Origin of the sequence: Pseudomonas nabeulensis (assembly GCF_004682045.1) — a bacterium.
Taxonomy (GTDB): domain Bacteria; phylum Pseudomonadota; class Gammaproteobacteria; order Pseudomonadales; family Pseudomonadaceae; genus Aquipseudomonas; species Aquipseudomonas nabeulensis.
Genome location: NZ_QUZT01000104.1, coordinates 1 through 15,048 on the forward strand (window position 1 = coordinate 1; position 15,048 = coordinate 15,048).

The 15,048-nt window shown below is 62.5% G+C and carries 15 protein-coding genes; 11 read left to right on the forward strand and 4 right to left on the reverse strand.

Annotation, left to right across the window (positions count from 1 at the left end):
* Window positions 1–69: 69 nt before the first annotated feature.
* Together DYL61_RS29850 and zapE are read right to left on the reverse strand one after the other, a co-directional pair.
* A complete protein-coding gene (locus tag DYL61_RS29850; RefSeq protein ID WP_135311355.1) occupies window positions 70–1,365 on the reverse strand; it encodes a protein kinase in 1,296 nt (431 codons plus the stop codon).
* Between the two features lie 39 nt (window positions 1,366–1,404).
* Window positions 1,405–2,499: a cell division protein ZapE gene (gene zapE / locus DYL61_RS29855; RefSeq protein WP_135311356.1), complete on the reverse strand. Its 1,095-nt coding sequence runs from the start codon at window positions 2,497–2,499 to the stop codon at window positions 1,405–1,407.
* Between the two features lie 215 nt (window positions 2,500–2,714).
* Here zapE and DYL61_RS29860 point away from each other — a divergent pair, with 215 nt between their 5' ends.
* The 7 genes from DYL61_RS29860 to DYL61_RS29890 are packed head-to-tail and all read left to right on the forward strand — an operon-like array spanning window position 2,715 to window position 9,056.
* On the forward strand, window positions 2,715–3,212 hold the full coding sequence (locus DYL61_RS29860) for a Csu type fimbrial protein (protein ID WP_476705398.1): 498 nt from the start codon (window positions 2,715–2,717) through the stop codon (window positions 3,210–3,212).
* Window positions 3,206–3,748, forward strand: coding sequence for a spore coat protein U domain-containing protein (locus DYL61_RS29865; RefSeq protein ID WP_135311357.1), 543 nt, complete (start codon window positions 3,206–3,208; stop codon window positions 3,746–3,748). The genes DYL61_RS29860 and DYL61_RS29865 overlap by 7 nt, the downstream gene beginning before the upstream one ends.
* Before the next feature lie 18 nt (window positions 3,749–3,766).
* Window positions 3,767–4,300: a Csu type fimbrial protein gene (locus tag DYL61_RS29870; RefSeq protein ID WP_135311358.1), complete on the forward strand. Its 534-nt coding sequence runs from the start codon at window positions 3,767–3,769 to the stop codon at window positions 4,298–4,300.
* A 5-nt stretch (window positions 4,301–4,305) separates the two neighbouring features.
* Window positions 4,306–4,806, forward strand: coding sequence for a Csu type fimbrial protein (locus DYL61_RS29875; protein WP_135311359.1), 501 nt, complete (start codon window positions 4,306–4,308; stop codon window positions 4,804–4,806).
* A 26-nt stretch (window positions 4,807–4,832) separates the two neighbouring features.
* The gene (locus DYL61_RS29880) at window positions 4,833–5,618 is read left to right on the forward strand and encodes a fimbrial biogenesis chaperone (protein WP_135311360.1); all 786 of its coding nucleotides are present in this window, start codon (window positions 4,833–4,835) and stop codon (window positions 5,616–5,618) included.
* A 41-nt stretch (window positions 5,619–5,659) separates the two neighbouring features.
* The gene (locus DYL61_RS29885; protein WP_135311361.1) at window positions 5,660–8,053 is read left to right on the forward strand and encodes a fimbria/pilus outer membrane usher protein; all 2,394 of its coding nucleotides are present in this window, start codon (window positions 5,660–5,662) and stop codon (window positions 8,051–8,053) included.
* A 49-nt stretch (window positions 8,054–8,102) separates the two neighbouring features.
* Entirely contained in the window at window positions 8,103–9,056 is a 954-nt protein-coding gene (locus DYL61_RS29890) for a Csu type fimbrial protein (protein WP_135311369.1), read from the forward strand.
* Here the strand turns inward: DYL61_RS29890 and DYL61_RS29895 are convergent.
* A complete protein-coding gene (locus DYL61_RS29895) occupies window positions 9,053–9,790 on the reverse strand; it encodes an anti-sigma factor family protein (RefSeq protein ID WP_135311362.1) in 738 nt (245 codons plus the stop codon). The genes DYL61_RS29890 and DYL61_RS29895 overlap by 4 nt on opposite strands.
* Window positions 9,787–10,293: a sigma-70 family RNA polymerase sigma factor gene (locus DYL61_RS29900; protein ID WP_135311363.1), complete on the reverse strand. Its 507-nt coding sequence runs from the start codon at window positions 10,291–10,293 to the stop codon at window positions 9,787–9,789. The genes DYL61_RS29895 and DYL61_RS29900 overlap by 4 nt, the downstream gene beginning before the upstream one ends.
* Window positions 10,294–10,492: 199 nt before the next feature.
* Here DYL61_RS29900 and DYL61_RS29905 point away from each other — a divergent pair, with 199 nt between their 5' ends.
* The 4 genes from DYL61_RS29905 to DYL61_RS29920 all read left to right on the forward strand — a co-directional run.
* Window positions 10,493–12,082 carry an amino acid adenylation domain-containing protein gene (locus DYL61_RS29905; RefSeq protein ID WP_135311364.1) on the forward strand — a complete coding sequence of 530 codons (1,590 nt, stop codon included), beginning with the start codon at window positions 10,493–10,495 and terminating at the stop codon, window positions 12,080–12,082.
* Window positions 12,075–13,337 (forward strand): ferredoxin reductase domain-containing protein, encoded by a 1,263-nt coding sequence (locus tag DYL61_RS29910; RefSeq protein WP_135311365.1) that lies wholly within the window; start codon window positions 12,075–12,077, stop codon window positions 13,335–13,337. The genes DYL61_RS29905 and DYL61_RS29910 overlap by 8 nt, the downstream gene beginning before the upstream one ends.
* 144 nt (window positions 13,338–13,481) lie before the next feature.
* Entirely contained in the window at window positions 13,482–14,564 is a 1,083-nt protein-coding gene (locus tag DYL61_RS29915) for a catalase family peroxidase (RefSeq protein WP_135311366.1), read from the forward strand.
* The coding region (locus DYL61_RS29920) for a cytochrome b (RefSeq protein ID WP_135311367.1) at window positions 14,561–15,048 on the forward strand (488 nt) is incomplete at its 3' end. The genes DYL61_RS29915 and DYL61_RS29920, both read left to right, overlap by 4 nt.

The window sequence follows — 15,048 nt, forward strand, 5'->3', positions numbered from 1 at the left end:
GAATATTCAGTGACTGACACACTGCCATCGGGGGCAAGTCGAATCGTCGCACCGCCCCTCCCACATGGTTTAGCAGTGTTGGATAGAGCTGAGCACGGCCTCGATTTCTGTAAACCCAGGTCGCGCCAACACATCGGGCTGGCAGCACCTGCTGTGCAATTCCATCAACTCACCGGTTGATCCCGCGCGCTCCAACAACTCCCCCAGCAACACCCCGAACGCCCGCACTTCAATGCGCTGCAATGCCCGGGCTTCCGCGCTGTCCGCCGTGGCATGGAACGACGCCGCGCCAAAATCCCCCAGCAAGCAATCCCCCGCTGCATTCCACAGGATATTGTGGCCATACAGGTCGCCATGGGTGATGCCGTGCCGGTGCAGATGCGCCGCCACCGAGGCGATACCCCGCGCGATGCGCAATGCCACTTCCAGGCTGAAACGGGTGTCGGGCGCATAGATGTCACGGGTACACGATGCCAGGCTCGGCAGGCCGGCGAGGTTGCGATAGCTCGGGTCGATCAGGTCCATGACCAGGGCGGCCTGGTTATCGGGATGACCCACCACACGCCCTTGCACCTTGATCAGGTTGGGATGCAACCCGGCAGCGATGCACGCCTGCATCTCGTGCAACGGCGAGCCGTCGCTGGTGATGGTGCCTTTGTAGAGCTTCACGGCGACGGGTTGCCCGGTGGCTTTCCACAGCGCTTTGCGGATCACCCCCGAGGCGCCTTCGCCCAATACTTCGGCCAGTTCCAGCTCGGACCATGGGATATCCGGCGTGGTGTCGTCCGCCTGCACGTCTACGGCCATTTCCACCGGGTTACCGGCGTAGGCCAGCCAGGTCAGGCTCGGCAGCGTCAGCAGCCAGTGCGGCAGGTGAGTGAAGCGGTTGGAGGCGATGCGCAGCAGTTCAAGGTTATGGCAGTTGGCCAGGCTTTGCGGCAACTGCGCCAAGTGGTTACCGGCGAGCATGAGTTTTTGCAGCAGGGGCCGCTGGCCCAGTTCATCGGGCAATTGGCTGATCTGGTTATCGGTGAGGATCAGCCAGCGCAACAACGGCGGCAGCGCGGCGGCGGGCACGTGGCGAATCTGGTTGGCCTTGAAGCCGATCATGCTCAGCCTGGCGCATTGGCCCAGGCATTCCGGCAGCGCGGTAAACGCGTTGTCCGAGCAGAACAGCACACGCAGGTGCGGCAGGCGGTGCAGGTCATCGGGCAGGCTGCTCAGGGCGTTGCCGCTGAGGTTGAGGATTTCCAGGGAGTCGGCCAGTTCGAAGATTTCCCGGGGGAATTCGGTCAGCCCACAGGACAGGTCCAGGCGCGTGATGCCGGCCAACTGGCCGGCTTTGAGTTGAGCGAGGGTATGCATGAACAGCGCGATCTCTGGGCAATGGGGCGTCGATGGTGCTCATGATACCGGGTCGGGCGTGGCTTGCGGGCGGGCTTGCTGCAATTGGCCGAGGCGGCTGGCGGTGCGCGCCAGGTCGATGGCCTGGCCGGCCAGGGAGTCGGCCAACGGCTGGGGGCCGATCAGGATCAGGTGCTTGTCCTTGTCATACAGCACGTCCACCAGATTGATAAAGCGCTGCTGCACGGCAATCGGGCACTCCGCCAGGTGGGGCAGGCCGTCGATGATCCAATGATCGAAATCCTGGCACAGCAGCAGATAGTCCATCACCGCCGTGAGCTGTTCGCACAGGTCGTTGAAGGTGAAAGCGATGGTGCGGCCCTGCTGGCGGCGGCACTGCAACTGCCGATTGCCGACGGGCAACGGCTGCGACGGGCAATCCGCCGCCGGCAGATCAAGGCTTTCACGCTGGCTCGGGGTGCCCGGCCACACGTAGTGGCCGCGGGTAAAACGTTGCGTGCTCTGGGCCTGGGGCAGGCTGCGAAAGTCCTGGGGCGAGCTGACTTCCAGCACCTCCATGCGCGCGGCGATCAGCTCGATCACCGGCTTGAAGCGTTCGTGGTACAGCGGGTTGGGCAGCAACCCCTCAGGCGCGTAGTTGGAGGTCACCAGCACCAATACGCCGCGATGAAACAGCGCCTTGAACAAGCGGCTGATCAGCATGGCATCGCCGATATCGTGCACATGGAACTCGTCGAAACACAGCACCTGGCAACCTGCCAGCAGTTCGTCCAGGGTCACCGCCAGCGCATCGTCCTGGCGCTGGTGCTGGAACATGCCCCGGTGCAAACGCGCGAAAAAATCATGGAAATGCACACGCTGCTTTTCGGCAATCGGCAGCGCCTGGAAATAACCGTCCAGCAACCAGCTTTTGCCGCGACCCACCGGCCCATGCAGATACAGGCTGCGGGTGGGCTGACCCGCGAGCAGGTGCCGGGTTTCGCGGGCCAGGGCGCTGATGGCGTTGTTTTGGCCGGCGCTGAGGGTATAGCCCTGTTGCGCGGCTTTGTTCTGAAAGAACGCCGCAATGGGCGAGTGGTCGAGTGTGTCGGTTTTTTTTCCGAGCAGACGACGAATCAGGGAACGCGGGGCCAAGGCAAATCACTCTGTAGTGCGGTGGTCGCTCACTTTAGGGCTCGCTCCGCCATTTGACCAATAGAGAAGCGCAGCGCCAGGTATCTCAAAAAGGCATGACGTGTCCGGCGTCCGCGATTCACTGGCGGTTTCCCGCTGACTGACTAACCTCATACACAGCAGTCACTCCTGTACAAGGATTTGGGGTAGTGAAGGGACCAGCAGTATTGGCCGTCATGGGCGCGATGTTTTGCGACACGGTTTACGGTGCGCAGCTTCAAGTGGAAGTGCGTATCGACGTGCAGCGAGGTTGCCAGTTGGTGGGCACCACTCGCGAGGCGGGCATCGAGCAACTTGGCGTATTGGATTTCGGCAGCGGCCCGCGTCTGGATGACCCGGCCGGGCCCCTCAGTGCGGCGTTGATCAGCCAGCGTCAGCCGCGCCTGGAATGCAACCCCGACACGCCGTACCAGATGCGCGTCGATGGCGGCTTGCATGGCGGCACCGGCGAAGTGCGTTACCTCAGCGCCGCCTCTTCGACCCAACCCATTCCTTATCGCATCTATGCCGACGCCGCTCGGCGCATTCCATTGGCGGTGGATGTGCCGCTCAGCGGGCGCGTGCCGGATTCCGGTACTGTTGATCTGCCACTGTATGGCCGCATCGAACCGCTCAAGAACATCCCCGCTGTCGGTCGCTATTCCGACCTGCTCAAGGTCACGGTCACATGGTAAGTCGCGGCTTGACCCTGGTGGCCATGGGGGGCCTGTTGCTGCTGGCCGATGACGCCCAGGCGGCGGTCAACGGGCAGATCCATGCACGGCTGGTCATCACCGCCAGTTGCGAAGTGAGCAAAGGCGCCGACATCGCCCCGGTAACCCCGGACAGCGGCTCGGCCCTGCTGGATTTTGGCAGCCATGGCCCGACCTGGGACAACCGCCTGTCCAGCGGTGTGACCGACGGTGACAAGGCACCGCTGGCGGTGTCCTGCAACCCGTCGTTGGTCAGCAGTTTCACCGTGACCATCGACGGTGGCGTCAATGGCGACGGCACCACGCGGCGCCTGAGCAACGGGCGTCAGACCATTCCCTATCGTTTGTCGGCTGATCCGCTGGGTCGCAACACCTACAGCATCGGCCAGCAACGCAATTTCGTCGTGACCCAGGGCGCGCAGGTACCGATTCCGGTATTCGGCTCGGTGGTGGCGAATACCAGGGCCCTACCGGCCGGCATCTACACAGACACCCTGACGGTGACTCTGGATTGGTAAACCATGAGGATGAATATCATGCATGCACGTGTCTCCAAGGCAGTTTTTCCACTATTGGCGCTGGCGTGGGTGTCGGGCTCCCAGGCGGCCACGGTGGCCGGTACCGTGACGGCCACGTTGGTGTTGACCAGCAGTTGCCTGGTCAACGGCGCAGCGGCGACCGGTGGGATGAGCTTCGGTGCGTTGAACTTCGGCACCGCCAATAGCCTGTTTACCGAAGCCGATGGCCAGGTGCTGGGCGGTGGCGGTGGGGCCTTGTCCATTCTGTGCTCGGCGGGAACCACGCCGACGCTGACGGTCGCGGCCGGCGCCAATGACGGCAAATCCACCGGGGGCGGGCGTGCGCTGTATGACGGCGTGGCCAACTACGTGCCTTACGACCTGTATACCGACTCCGGCCATTCCACTCTGCTGGCGATTGGCGGCGTTATCAACCTGGCGCCCAGTACCGGTGTGGCCCAGGCAGTGAATATCTACGGCAAGGCCAACGGTAAGGCGGGGCTGCCGGCGGGCACTTACACCGACACGGTCAACGTCACGCTGACGTTCTAACGAGCATGAACCGCACGGGATGGACCGCGCTGGCAGTGTGCATCGGCTGGGGGCTGCCGGTGTCGTTGTTGGCCGTGACCAGCCAATCGTTTCAGGTCAGCGCGACGATCACACCGGGATGCCTTGTGGCCAGCGGCGGCACCAACTACGGCAATCTGGCGTTTGGCAGTTATTCGGCGTTGTCCACCAGCACCGCCTCGGTGGCGCTGACCAGCTCGGTGGTCCTGCAATGCACGCCAGGGGTGGCGTTGAGCATGACGGTCGATGGCGGCTTGTATAACAGCGGCGGGCGGCGCATGCAGCTCAACAGCGGCACAGCCAAGGTGGCGTACCAATTGTTTCGCGATGCGGCGTTCAGTCAGAGCCTTGGCATCAGCCAAAGCGTCAGCGTGGCGTATAGCAACGCCAACAACATTACCTTGCCGATTTACGGCCGGGTGCAGTTACCAGGTAACACGCCTGGGGGGACATACAGCGACACGCTGCAGGTGCAGCTGACGTGGTAAGGCGATTGGCATAAGGAGTGGGATCTATGTTTGCAGCTTCCCGGCGGTGGTGGGCAGCGAGTGTTTTGGGTGTGTTGGGATTGGCCGCAGGTCAGGCCCAGGCGGCCAGTTCAGTGCTGATCTGGCCGATCGACCCAGTACTGGAGGCCGATCAGCAGGCCAGTGCGTTATGGCTGGAGAATCGCGGCACCGAGACCGCCAACCTGCAAATCCGGGTATTCGCCTGGAGCCAGAGCGGGTTCGACGAGCAATACCAAAGCCAGCGCGATGTGATCGGCAGTCCGCCGGTGGCGAAGATCGAGCCGGGGCAGAAGCAGTTGGTACGCCTGACCCGCACCAAGGAGGTGCCACCCGGCCAGGAAATGGCCTACCGCATCATCATCGATGAGATCCCCTCGGCGGCGCCCGTGGCCGCTGCGGCAGACGGCAAGACCGCGGCGGCGGTGCGCTTCCAGATGCGCTACTCGGTGCCACTGTTTGCCTATGGCCCGGGCCTGTGGAACAAGGTCGACGGCACCCGTGACCGTGATCCCAAGACCGCCGGTCAGCCCGACCTGAGCTGGAAGAAGGTCAGCGTCGCCGGCCACAACTACGTGGAAATGCACAACAGAGGCGCGGTGCACGCGCGCCTGACCGATGCCAGTTTCAAGCAGGGTGGCCAGTCCCGTCCGTTGGTGGATGGCTTGATGGGTTATGTGTTGCCGGGCGCGACCATGCGTTGGCAAGTGCCGGACGGCTTGCCCGCCGACCAGCCGTTGCAGGTGCGGATCAACGGCGCAACACAAGTGGAGAGCCTCGCACCGGGCCGATAGAACGGTGCGACAGGGCAAGGAATAGCCCTTGGGTTTAACGGATGGAGATGTCCATTGATGGACACAAAGCCTTGGTGAGCCATGATCGGGCTCGTGGTCTATGGCGGTCGATGTGGGTAGCGGGAAGCCTGTCTGGCCTGGTGTTTGCGCCACCCGGCGCGGCTGCGCCGTTGCCGCCCCCGCCCAGCAGCTTGGAGGCTATTGCTGATGCTCAGTTGTTCCTGGAACTGGTGGTCAACCAGCAGGATACGGGCCGCGTGGTTGCCGTGAGCCAGCGAGCGGGGAGCCTGTTTCTGCCCGCGAGCGTGTTGCAGGACATTGGCATCAAATTGCCGGGCGAAGTGCCCGTCGAGGTCGACCTGGAAAAACTGCCGGGCCTGCACAGCGACTATGACAGCCAGGCCCAGCGCCTGGTGCTGACCGTGCCGCCGGCCTGGCTGCCGGAGCAGTTGATCGGCAGCCGCAACAACTACCCGCGCACCCAGGCGCAGACCAGCTTTGGCGCATTGCTCAACTATGACGCCTACCTCAACGACACCGATGACAGTGGCACCTACCTGGGCATCTACAACGAAGTCCGCCTGTTCGACACCTGGGGCACGCTGTCCAACACCGGCCAGTACCGCACCACCCTCGGCCGCGAGACCGAAGGCAGCACGTTCAATAACGGCTACCGGCGCTACGACACCACCTGGCAATTCTCCGACGATGAGCGGCTGCTGACCTACGAGGTCGGCGACGTGATCAGCGGCGCATTGCCCTGGAGCAGTTCGGTGCGTCTGGGCGGGGTGCAGTTGTCGCGGGATTTCGGTGTGCGTCCGGACCTGGTGACCTACCCCTTGCCGCAGTTCGCCGGGGAAGCGGCGGTGCCCTCGTCGGTGGACCTGTTTATCAACGGCTACAAATCCAGCAGCGCCGACCTGCAACCGGGGCCTTATACGCTGACTAATGTGCCGTTTATCAACGGTGCGGGCGAGGCGGTGGTGGTCACCACGGATGCGCTCGGGCGGCAGGTGTCGACCACGGTGCCGTTCTATGTCACCAGCACCTTGTTGCAAAAAGGCCTGACGGACTTTTCGGTGTCGGCGGGTAATTTGCGCCGTGACTACACCGTACGGGACTTTGGCTACGGGCCCGGCGTGGCCAGCGGCACCTTTCGTTACGGGCTGTCGGACACCTTCACCGTGGAAGGCCACGCCGAAGCGTCCAACGACCTGACCCTGGGTGGCGTGGGTGGCAACCTGCGGCTGGGCAACTTTGGCGTGTTGAACACGGCCGTGAGCCAAAGCCAGTTCGACGGCGGCTCGGGCCAGCAACTGAGCCTGGGCTATCAGTACAGCAGCCAGCGCTACAGCCTGTCGTACCAGCGGGTTGAACGTCGCGACCAGTACGCCGACCTGACCCTGATCGACACGCCCTACGCGAGCCTCAGCAAGCGCAGCGAACAGGTGACGCTGAGCTTGAATCTCAACGATTTCGGCAGCCTCGGCGTGGGTTATTTCGATGTGCAGGCGGCGGACGACTCGCGCACGCGGCTGCTTAACCTGACGTGGAGCAAGTCGTTGTGGGGCAATACCAGTTTTTACCTGTCGGCCAACCGTGAGATCGGTGACAGCAACTGGGCGGTGCAGGGGCAATTGATCATTCCGTTCGACGTCTACGGCAGCCTCAGCCTGGGCAGCGAACGCAGTAACACCGGCCAGGTGCAACAGCGGGTCAATTACAGTCGCGCCGTACCGACGGCGGGCGGGGTGGGCTTTAACCTGGGCTACGCCAGCGGCGACGCTCCGGCCTATCGTCAGGCCGACCTGACCTGGCGCATGCAGTCGGTGCAATTGCAGGCCGGCGTGTATGGCACCAGCGACGCACAAACCCGCTGGGCAGATGCGGCCGGTTCGTTGGTGTGGATGGACAAGCAATTCTTTGCCGCCAACCAGGTCAACGATGCCTTTGTGGTGGTGAGTACCGACGGCTTTGCCGGCGTGCCGGTGCGTTATGAGAACCAGGTGGTCGGCCAAACCGACCGCAACGGGCACCTGCTGGTGCCGTGGAGCAGCGCCTACTACCGCGCCAAATATGAGATCGATCCGCTGAACCTGCCGTCCAACGTGCAGGTGCCTAACGTCGAACAACGGGTGGCTGTGCGTCGCGGCAGCGGCTATTTGCTGGAGTTTCCGGTGCGTGTTGTGATCGCGGCGAGCATCACGTTGGTGGACGCGCAGCATGAGGATCTGCCGCTGGGCAGCCAGGTGCGTCACGAACAAAGCGGCGCGCTGGCGGTGGTCGGCTGGGACGGCCTGGTCTATCTGGAAAACCTCGCGGCGCACAACACCCTGCAAGTCACGGTCGGCAGCGGACAAACCTGCCAGGCCACGTTTGACCTGGATATCACCGAGGAACAGGTGCCGCTGATCGGGCCGCTGGTCTGTCAATAATTCAAGGAGAGTGCGTGTGCGGGGCAAGGCGTGGTTGTGGAGTCTGCTGATGGTGGCGAGCCTGGGGTGGTCGGTGCAGGTACAGGCGGCGTGCAGTGCCGTTGCCACGTCACCGGCCAGCTTTGGGTCGGTGAGTTCGATGACGGTGCTCAGTACTCCCCAATCCACCTCCACCGGCAACGCTGGCTTGAGTTGCACGCCGTTGGTGCTGTCGGTGTTGGGCACGGGCGACCATTTTTACGCAACCATTACGGGGTCGGCGCAGGGCGGCATGCTGGGGCCCAAAGGGGATGTGATCAACTATACGATTTATGGCAACAACTCCACGACGTACCCGATCACACGGGGGACGCGCTTCGATTTTGGCGGCAATGGCGGGATTGCCGCGACCTATGGGCTGGTGTTCGGGCCGGGCACCAAAACCCTGCCGTTGTACGTAAGAAGCATCGGCGGCAGTAACGTGGCGGCGGGCCTGTACACCGAAACCCTGAGTATCCTCTGGGCCTGGGACTATTGCTCGGGGGTGAATTTGATCGGCATCTGCCTGGGCCGCGACACGAACAGCGGCACCAGCCAGTTGACCGTCAGCATGCTGGTGACCAACGACTGCCAGATCACCACGCCCCCCATCAGCTTTGGCAGCGCGCCGGTGGTCAGTGGGTTTGCCACCGTGAATGGCCAGGCCAGCGTCAACTGCACCAAGGGCAGTGCCTACACCGTCGGCCTGAGTGACGGCCAGAACCCGGTGAGTGTGGGAGGGCGGCGGCAGATGATTTCCGGCAGCAACCTGTTGGCCTACGACATCTTCGTCAGCGCCGGCACCACCCGCTGGGGCAGCGTGGGCGCGGCGCGACGGGCCAGCGGTTCGGCCGACGTCAACCCCGGTAACGGCCTGGGCACCGGCAGCCAGATCTTCAACTACAACGCGAAGATCTACACCGATCAGGCCACGCCACCGGGTGGCACCTACCTCGACAATGTGGTGCTGGACGTCGGCTTCTAGAACGTTTGCAGTGCCGGGGGCGGCTGATCCACCGGGCTGACCATCGCATAGTTGTAGCCGCCGCCCGACCAATACTCGGCCTGCAAGCCATCGGCGCTGCGGCTGCCGCGGGGCAGGAAACCGTTGTTCGGGCCGGGCGGGCGGATGTAGAAACTGATGCGCCGGCCTTGCTGATCCTCATACAGCACCATCGCCGCTGCGCCTTGATCGGTGGTGAGCAAGCGTCCACTGACCGGCGTGTAGCCCGACGCGCTCAAATCCGGCAGGCGGTGGGCCTGGTTGAAGTAGCGGTCGAGCCAGGCCTGCATCGTTGCGCTGCCCTGGGCCTGGTAGTCGGCGGGCATGATGCCGTTCTGGGCAAACAAACGATACGCTTGCATCGCGTCGGTCATCGGCAGCAGGGGCGGTTGCGTGGCTTCACGGGCGTGCCAGCCGCCCAGGCCGCCGAGGCTCACGGCGATCAGCAGCACCGCCGCCGTGGCGAAATGCCGACGTGACGTGTGTTTGATGCGCTGGCGAATCAGCGCCGGGTCCAGTGTCGGATTGGCGGGCTGTTGCAAGGCGCCGCCCAGTGCAGCGCGCAGCAGTTGCGCATCCTGCTGCCAGGCGTGTACCTGGGCCGCGACTTCCGGGTGGGCCGCCAAGTAGGTTTCAAGCACGCGGCGATCGCTCTCCGGCAGTTGGTGATCGACGTAGGCATGCAAATCGCGTTCGCTGGGGGGCAGGCTGATCATTTGAGTATCCGCAGGGAAGGGCTGGCGATTTCGCCATCACTGAGTTGACGCAGGGCTTGGCGCGCCCGGGACAGGCGCGACATCACGGTGCCGATGGGCACTTCCAGAATCTCGGCGACCTCCTTGTAGCTCAAGCCTTCGACCGACACCCACAGCAGCAGTGCGCGCTGTTCGGTGTTGAGCTGATCGAAGGCGTGCAGGGTCGATTGGGCGATCACCGTGCGTTCCACTGACGGCTGCGCGTCATCGCGACCGGTAAAGAATTCCAGCATGCGCGCATAACGCCGGGTGCGGCGGTGGGCGTCGAGGAACTGGCGGTAGAGGATCGAGAACAACCAGGCGCGCAAATCGCCTTCGACGCGTTTGTCGCCCCAATGGATGATGGCCTGCTCCAGGGTCGCCTGCACCAGGTCGTCGGCACTGCTGGCGTTACGGGTCAGGGACACGGCAAAGCGCCGTAGCCTGGGGATGAGTTCGCGTAACGGTTCGTCGAGTTCGTGCATGGGGGCAATAGTCTAGCCGGTTGTGCAGAGAGAGACGCCTGTCGATGTAGGTTATTCCGCCTGCGTGCTAAAGAAATTACCGGTCGATGATGTAGGTTGTTTCTGTCTAGCTCGTGAGGCTGTAATCAGGAAGTTTGCCCTCTATCCACCTTCGTACCTGTCAGCAGTGGGCTGGCAGTGAATCGATGAAGGTGTACCCATGACGTTTTTACCAATCGACAACCGTGGTTTTTCTCGCAATGCGCTCGTTCATTTGGCGGGCGAGCAACAGGATGCGTTTGAGCAGTGGGGGCGTGGTCCATTCGCCCAGCCTGGGCATGGTTGTGTGCACTTTGCCATCGAAGCGCAAGCGGCGCTGGCACCTCAGGCCACGGCGGCGGTCAACCAGGGCCAGCGAATCAGCTATGAACAACTTGACCGCCAGGCCAATCGACTGGCCACGCGATTGCTCGAGTTGGGGGTGAAGCGCGGTGATACCGTGCCGTTGTTCGTGGAACGGTCTATCCCCATGCTGGTAGGGTTGCTCGCGGTAATGAAGGTTGGCGCGGCCTATGTGCCTCAAGACGCGAGGATCGTACCGTCGATGCAACTGGCGATGGTCCTTGACGCATTGACCAGCCCGGTGATTCTGACTCTGTCGCACCTGCGGGGCCTAGTACCCGAAACACAAGGCAAGCGTTGCCTGTACCTCGATGATTTCCTCGCCGAAGCGCCTTGGGTCGCGCAGGGTAACCCTCAGGTTTTTGCTGTCGTGCAGCCGGATGATGTGTGTTTTGTGCTCTTTACCTCCGGTACCACCGGACGGCCAAACGGTGTTCGCGTGACTCATCGCAACCTGTGCAACATCCTGCTGACAGAGCCCGGACGCATGGGCATGGCCCCGGGCCGCACAGTGGGGCAAATTCTCAATATCGGCTTTGACATGGCCGCCTGGGAAATTCTCGGTTGCCTGGCCCATGGTGCGACGTTGCTGATTCGCGGCAAGGACATCCCACAAGCGGCCGAACAGTGTGATGTCTTGATCGCCACCCCTTCGATACTGACCACCCTTGACCCTGAACGCTGCTCCGCGCTCAAGGTGGTCGCGGTGGCGGGTGAACCCTGTCCTCAAGCGCTGGCAGACCGTTGGGCCAACCAGTGCGAGTTCTATAACGGCTGCGGGCCGACCGAAACCACTATCGTCAACACCTTGCACCGGCACGTTCCGGGCACGCCGTTGACCATCGGCACGCCGACGCCTAATAACACTGTCTATGTACTCGACGCAGAGGGTAGAGCCTGTGAGCTGGGCGAAACGGGTGAGATGTGGGCTGGCGGCGTTTGTGTGACTGCGGGTTACCTGAGTAATGAAGAGCTGACCTCGGAACGCTATCGGCCGGATCCGTTTCTGGGGGCGGGGGCGATGATGTTTCGTACGCGGGACCTGGGGCGCTGGACACAGGACGGCCAGCTTGAACACCTGGGACGTGTGGATGACCAAGTCAAGGTGCGTGGTTTCCGGGTGGAGCTGGATGCGGTGTCCGCTGCGCTGGAAGCGGATGAGGGATGCGCGCGTGCTGTCTCGCTGAAGCTGGACAGTCGTACTCTAGTGGCATTCGTGTCGCCGGCCAGTGCGAGTGTGGAGTCATGCCGGCATCAATGTGAACAACGCCTGGCTTACTACTGTGTGCCGTCAGCTATTTATGCGTTGGAAACGTTTCCTCTGACCGCCAGAGGCAAGATTGATAAGGCGCTGTTGCTGCAGTGGGCTCAGCAACGGCAAGCGGTGAAGGAGACTGGTGATGCTTGATGCATTGAACCAGGCTCGCGTGTTGCCGGCGCCGAAGTTGTGGCGGCGCCTGTCTTCGTTGCCGATGCTGTCCTATTACAACCGTTTGTTCGCGTTGGTTCTGGCGTGCAATGTAGGGGCCATAGGGTTGGAGCCGGATCTTTCCACGATGGTGTTGATCAACCTCTCGTTGGCAACCTTGGTGCGCCAGCAATACCTGATTAATGGACTGTTCTGGCTGGCCACCCGTGTGCCGGTGACGTGGCCACTGTGGATCCGGTGCCGGGCGGCGAAGGTCTATCACTTCGGAGGGCTGCACAGCGGTGGGGCAGTGGCGGCGACGGGATGGTTGATTGCCATGGTGGGGGACCAGGTGGCGATGCATTTGCGTGCGCCAGGCAGTGTGCCCCCGACGGCGTTGTGGTGGAGCGTAGTACTGCTGGCGGGTCTGCTGATGATGATCATTATGGCTCTGCCATGGGTACGTGGCCGCTTTCACAATGGCTTTGAACGTGTGCATCGATTTGCCGGCTGGGGCGTGTTGCTGGTGTTCTGGGGCCAAACCCTATCGGCATTGGCGAACCCGCTGCACAGCGGCACATTCTGGATGCTGGTGGTGCTGACCGTGAGTATTGCCCTGCCATGGCTGCGCTTGCGCAAGGTGGCGATTGATACCGCACGTCCTTCCTCCCATGCGGTGATCGCGCGGTTTTCCCATACAACGCCTTTCACCGGTTCATCCACGGCCATCAGCTTGAGCCCGCTGTTGGAGTGGCATTCCTTTGCCAATATCCCTTCTCCGGGGCAGCCTGGATTTCGCCTGATTATTTCCCGTGCTGGAGACTGGACGGGGCAGTTCATTGAACAGTTGCCTGCCCACGTGTGGGTCAAGGGCATTACCACTGCCGGCGTGGCCAATGTGGAAACGCTGTTCACGTCGGTGCTGTACATCGCCACTGGCAGCGGTATTGGCCCGGTCATGCCCCATTTGCTGGCGGGCAAGGTTCCTGCGCGGTTGATCTGGTCGACTCGCAGCCCCAGGAAAACCTATGGCGATGCGTTGGTAGACGAAATTCTACAGGCCCAGCCCCAGGCCTTGATCTGGGATTCCGATGAGCTTGGCAAACCTGACCTTGTGCAACTGGCTTATGGCGCTGTTCAGGCGTTTGGGGTGGAGGCGGTGATTTGTATCGCCAACCAGGGGGTGACGCGGCGGGTGGTGCAAGAACTGGGAGCCAGGGGCATCCCCGCCTATGGCGCGATCTGGGATTCCTGAAATAGTTGGGTGATTGAGTGATTTCAACCTGTGGTGAGGTCACGGTGCTGCTTTGAAAAAAATTACAGTGGTATGGGAATAAACCTACATTGGATTCGTCTCATAGCACTTTTTCCCTGCGGCTACGTGCCCTGGAGTTCCTTCATGGTAGATCACTCATCACCGCCCCGTCCGCCCTTGAGCACTGCGAGCCTGATCGCGCGACTCGTGGGCATCGGCGCCGTGGTTGCGGTTGTGGCGGGGGCGTTTGCCTACGTCAACGGCAGCCTCGACCCACAACGCTTGCGTCCGAAAACCCTGGTCAACGCGCTGGAAACCAATAATGGCGTGCACCCGGGCTTTCGGCGAAACCATGCCAAGGGCGTCTGCGTGGCCGGGTATTTCGAAAGTACCGCCGAGGCGCGTGCCTACTCCAGTGCCCAGGTGTTCAGCGAAGCCAGGACCCCGGTGATTGGGCGGTTTGCCTTGCCCAGCGGCAACCCCTACGCACCGGACAGCAGTGTGCCAATCCGCAGTTTTGCCGTGCAGTTCAGCCAGGCCAACGGCCAGCAGTGGCGTACGGGGATGAACAGCATGCCGGTGTTCCCGGTGGGCACGCCGGAAGCGTTCTACCAGATGCTCAAGGCCGGTGCGCCTGCCCCGGCCACTGGCAAGCCTGACCCTGCCGCGATGCCGGCGTTTTTTGCAGCTCATCCCGAGACCGCGGCGTTTCTGGCATGGGTCAAGACGGCTAAGCCATCGGCGAGCTATGCGACCGAAACCTATAACGGCATTAACGCGTTTTACCTGGTGGGCGCCGATGGCAAGCGCCAGGCCGTGCGTTGGGGCGTCGTGCCGCAGAGCCAGGACGCGGCGGGCGAGAGTGCGCCGGCGGGTGCTGACTTCCTCGAAAAAGACCTGGTGCAACGCTTGGCCACCGGGCCATTGCGCTGGCAGTTGAACATGACCCTGGCCAATCCCGGCGACCCGCTGGACGATGCGAGCAAGACCTGGACCGGCGAGCATAAGGTGCTGAACGCCGGCACCCTGGTGCTGCAAAGCAGCCAGCCGCAGGCGGACGGCGATTGCCGCGACATCAACTATGACCCGCTGATTTTGCCCAGTGGCATCGAAGCCTCCAATGACCCCTTGCTGGCAGCGCGTTCGGCAGCCTACGCCAGTTCATACCTGCGCCGCGCCGGTGAAGTCAGTCCGTTGCACAGTGCCCATCAGGAGTCGAAACCATGAATGCTCAACCTCGGTTTTTCGCCCCGTTGGCGCGCCTGCTGCACTGGCTGATGGCGCTGATGGTCATCGCCATGCTGTTTATCGGCGCGGGTTTGGCAGCGTCGGTGTCGGAGCGACATGAGTGGTTGATTCACCTGCACAAGCCATTGGGGATTGCGATTCTGGCGCTGGTGATCGTGCGCTTGGTGGTGCGCTTTTCCACGCGTCAACCGCCGTTGCCCGCTGACTTGCCGTTGTGGCAAGTGCTGGCGGCCAAGGCGTCCCACCTGGTGCTGTACGGCTTGATGCTGGTGTTGCCGCTGCTGGGTTGGGCGATGATTTCAGCGGCGGGTGACCCGGTGATGCTCAGCAGTTCGGTGCAACTGCCGGCGTTGGTCGGGGCCAATGCGCCGCTGTTTGCGGTGTTGCGCAAGGCCCATGTGTATCTCGCCTATCTGTTGTTTCTGACGGTGTTACTGCATCTCGCGGCGGCGTTGTTCCATGG